The sequence below is a fragment of the Acanthopleuribacter pedis genome (assembly GCF_017377855.1).
Classification (GTDB): Bacteria; Acidobacteriota; Holophagae; order Acanthopleuribacterales; family Acanthopleuribacteraceae; genus Acanthopleuribacter; species Acanthopleuribacter pedis.
Genome location: NZ_JAFREP010000079.1, coordinates 1 through 4,247, shown reverse-complemented (window position 1 = coordinate 4,247; position 4,247 = coordinate 1). Strand labels below are relative to the sequence as shown.

The 4,247-nt window shown below is 51.5% G+C and carries 3 protein-coding genes; 2 read left to right on the top strand and 1 reads right to left on the bottom strand.

Annotated elements, in window-relative coordinates; all coding sequences use genetic code 11:
* Positions 1-39: 39 nt before the first annotated feature.
* Both J3U88_RS33815 and J3U88_RS33810 read left to right on the top strand, forming a co-directional pair.
* Positions 40-2,871 carry an RHS repeat domain-containing protein gene (locus J3U88_RS33815; protein ID WP_207863644.1) on the top strand — a complete coding sequence of 944 codons (2,832 nt, stop codon included), beginning with the start codon at positions 40-42 and terminating at the stop codon, positions 2,869-2,871.
* A 1-nt stretch (position 2,872) separates the two neighbouring features.
* A complete protein-coding gene (locus J3U88_RS33810; protein WP_207863643.1) occupies positions 2,873-3,424 on the top strand; it encodes a hypothetical protein in 552 nt (183 codons plus the stop codon).
* Positions 3,425-3,859: 435 nt separating this feature from the next.
* On the opposite strand, the gene J3U88_RS33805 is transcribed toward J3U88_RS33810, so the two are convergent.
* A partial coding sequence (locus J3U88_RS33805; protein ID WP_207863642.1) for an integrase core domain-containing protein occupies positions 3,860-4,247 on the bottom strand: 388 nt, incomplete at its 5' end.

Genomic DNA, 4,247 nt, shown 5'->3' with positions numbered 1-4,247 from the left:
GTGTCCTACAGCTACAACCGCTGGGGCGGCGTGGCGAGCATGCGCTACAAAGGTCAGGACTACGAGGTATTTGGCAACGGTGCATCCGGCAAGCTCAACTTCCCCGGCGACGTCACCGCCGACATCGATTCCAAGGGCCGTTTAATCGAAGTACAACGCCCCGGCCTGGCCCTCAAAGAATTGACCTACAGCGATGACGACCAGCTGGACCAACTCTTTTTTGGTGGTCAGTTGCTTCGCGACTACGATTACCGTAACGGCGACCTCAGCGAGGTTCGTGTCGTCAACGCAAACGGCCCCGAGGACCTGTACGCATACCAATACGACGAACACGGCCGCTTGAGCACCATCCTCGAAAATGGCGCGGTGTTGGCGGCCTGGACTTATCCCGACCCGAACAACAGCGCCGGCCAGGACCCGGATCAACGCTTCGTGGACGGGGAACGGGTGCTGAGTTACACCGACGGCAACGGGGTGTTGCACCGCTACGGCTACGATGCATACGGGTACACCAACCGGATCGACATCGAAGGCGGCCCCACCTTCCACTACCGCCGCGACGACGCGGGTAACCTGCTGGAACTGCAATCAAGCGGGATGGCCGTAACCTACACGGATTGGCAAGAAGGCTTACCGGCGACCATGACGTGGGGCGACGGCACGCGGTTCAGCATCGACCGCGACAGCAACAACAACCTGCAACGCATCGCCGACGACGCCGAGGTCTTCGTTCTCGACCTCACCTGGCGGCCGGAAACCGCAAGTGGCGACCCCTGCGAATCAGGCGGCACCGAAGACAAACAGCTCACGCGCATCGAACGCAAAGCGGGCTCCTTCAGCGAAATCATCGAACCCGCCTACAACAGCGACGAACACCTGACCGGCGTCACCATCAACCGCAACAGCAACGGCGTCACCGACCAAATCCAGGAAAGCTACGGCACGGTACAAAACCAACTGCTGGGCGGCCTAACCCGCCTGCTCAACAACCAAATCCTGGTAGACGCACAATTAGCAGCGGAAGCGGGCGCGGACAACCGCCGCATCCACCAACGCATCGGCGCAACGGGCGCGACGGAACCAAGCGGCACCGACCAATACAGCTACGATCCGGTGCTGGGCAACTTGCAACAAATCAACCGCCGCGACGGGACGGTGCGCACCTTCGTGTGGGACGGTTTCCGCCGCCTGCGCGAGATCCGCGACGACAACAGCCTAACCGCCCAATACCACTACGACCACCAATACCGGCGCATCCGCGCCGCCACCCAACACCACCCGCAACCGCTGGCTTTCGCCTACGAGGGCAGCAAAGTCATCGCCATCGGCCTGTACGAGGGACCGGGCCAGGTCCAATGGACACACGCCATCGGCCAAGGCCCGCTCGGCCCGGCCTTCATCAAAGACCTGACCGGCGCGGGCATGGACTACCACATCTTCACCGACCACCTCGGCACGCCCTTGGCGTACAAAAACACCAACACGGGAACGGTTTACATCAACCCACGATCACCCTGGGGCGAGTCCTTGGCCAACACCCCAACGCGAGGCTCCCCCTACACCACCCAAAACTTCACCCTCCCGCCAGACCCCATCTTCCCAACAACCCCCCTCGGCCTAAGCGGCCACCTCGAAGACGCAGACACCGGCCTAATCTACATGCACCACCGGTTTTACGACCCCGCATTAGGCCACTTCCTAAACCCCGATTTCCGCGCCCCCGACATCTACGACCCCAGCACCTTCACTGAGCCATACGCATTCGCCGCGGGCAACCCGATAATGTTTTGGGACCCGAATGGATTATCAGTACACGAGTACCTAAACGATGCATTTTCGGGACAATTGTTCGCCCTAGGCCTCGTTTACGGCTTAACAAAGGAGACACTGCTTGGCTTTAAAGATCTATTTATTTTAGGTGCGCGAGTGCATCTCGCAAATTTCCGAATTGAATTAAACGATTCTATGCTTTTTCTAGGCTACACTCCTCTCGCCGGAGTAGAAGATGACAAAGCATATATTAAACTTGTGAATTCTTCACTAAGAGACCTTTTTGTTCACAAAGGGATATTCCATCAAATTGGAGAAGATGCAGGAAATAGTTTAGCAATTTCAAACATGCTGAGTATGCAGGGCCGGCATTTCGAATCAGGTGTGGCATCTACAAAGTTTGTGGAAGCTATTTCTTTATTGGCATCCCTTCCAAAAGTAGGATTGGCAGTATCTAGACATTCAGGTGGTGCTGTGGCACGATCAGCTGATGACTTTGCCTTGATGCTTAGGCAGTCGGATGTTTCAGCGAATCCACGAATCGCTCTTGAGCTAGAGAACGGAAGATCCGCTGTTCGTTTTGATATCCTGAGGCAAGAGGGGCCTATTAGAGGAGGCGAACCTGTCAATCCGAAACTTCTACACGATCTTCAAAACCGACCAGGTCCAAATAATAAGCACGGTAACAAATCATGGAAAAGCGTAAAAGTTTACGAGATGACTAAAAAAGATATCAAAGATGACCTCTGGGATGAAGGGGACACAGTAAATGCTGACTGGATCTCTTACAGCCATACCATCAGAGTCCGCAAGGATGTACGTAACATAGAGCTAATAGAAGAGTGGTTACATAGTGTTCAAGAGCGAGATCTTTACTTCCGTGAAGCTATAGGAGAGCGGCCACCGAGTTTTACACCCTATCCAAGAGAAGAAGTTCACGTAAAAGATTTTATGATACGCCACAGAAGGATCCTAGGCATCTCTGATGAAGACGCTGAAAGGTTAAGGTTACTTCTAGTTGCACAACTTAAAGCCAAAAATGATATAAACGGAGTCCCACTAACCGCACCCAGGAGTGCTTCAAATCCGATAGGAAAATGACATGCACCAAATTTTCAAGCCCAAGAGAACAGAAGTTGTTTCTACATTTAGGGGATATTCTGATTATCCACAAAGAATGCATGGAGAGTATTTTATTGGAAAAAATGAAAATACAGACACCTTGGTTCATATTGATGAAGGACATGTCAACAGCGCTGGACGTCTTGTGCGCGTAATCCACGTAAGACATACCCTAGAAGAGTACGATCAGATATTCAACCCAATCAAAAGAAGCCTTCATATTGAACACGAAAACGACCAGGTCTATCAGTTTTCGATTGACGTCCATATTTGCAAGCTTCATGTACTCGGCGACAAGGGATTCTCTTGGCTTCCACAAACAGCAAGAGCTCATTTAAAGATAGGAAAAAAGAATTGGAATTTCCTTGATGTCACTCCTTTTAAGCTTTTGATCGAGCCAGGCCTTCTTGTTTTTCTCGGCATACATGCGCGTGAAATAACAACTGAAATTATCAAGCAAAAGAATTATGAGCTTTGTATTGAAAAAGAACCTGTTAACCCACCCGAGTACACTCACTCCAGTCTATTGTAGAATTATAGTATGCCCGTAATGTCCCAAAAATAACCACGCCACCAATTTACACCAAAATCCCGTAGCGTCCCAAAAATAACCACGCCACCCGTAGTGTCCCAAAAATAACCACGCACCAATTTACAAAAAAATCCGTTCCTCGCTACGAGATTCAATGGTTTGTTTCATGGAAAACAGTCGATTATTTTGTCGGCGAGAGGACTGTTTTTGGTACAAACGGTTTATTTGGACGCACTCTAGCCTTGGATTTCGCGTAGCGTCCCAAAAATAACCACGCCACCAATTCACACAAAAATCCGTTCCTCGCAACGAGATTTAACGGGTTGTTTCATGGAAAACTGTCGATTATTTTGTCGGCGAGAGGACTGTTTTTAGTACAAACGGCTTATTTGGACGCACTTTGGCCTTAGATTTCGATTCAAATCCACGTAGTTCCTATCCTGAAACGCGATCATAAAAGTTGAGCAGGCCGCCCAGGCGGGTTCGCCGTCTGATCCTTCCCTCTGATTTGCCCTGCTTGCTGGACACCAGCCTATTTTCAAGACCTTGGTGTGGGCGCTCCTCGTTGTAAAATGCGACGTACTCACGCAAAAGGTGTTCAAGTTGTCCCCTGGAGAAAATCACGAAACGATCCAGGCATTCTTCTCGGATGCTGCGAATCACCCGCTCCACGTGAGCGTTCAGGTTGGGCGACCGCGCCGGCAGCTTGACCGTGGTCACCCCGGCTACCGCCAAGGTGGTCTTGAACTTTTCGCCGAATACCGCTGCTCGATCATGAATGAAGTACGACCCTTCCTTCAAGAAACCGTGCGCTTCATCGGTT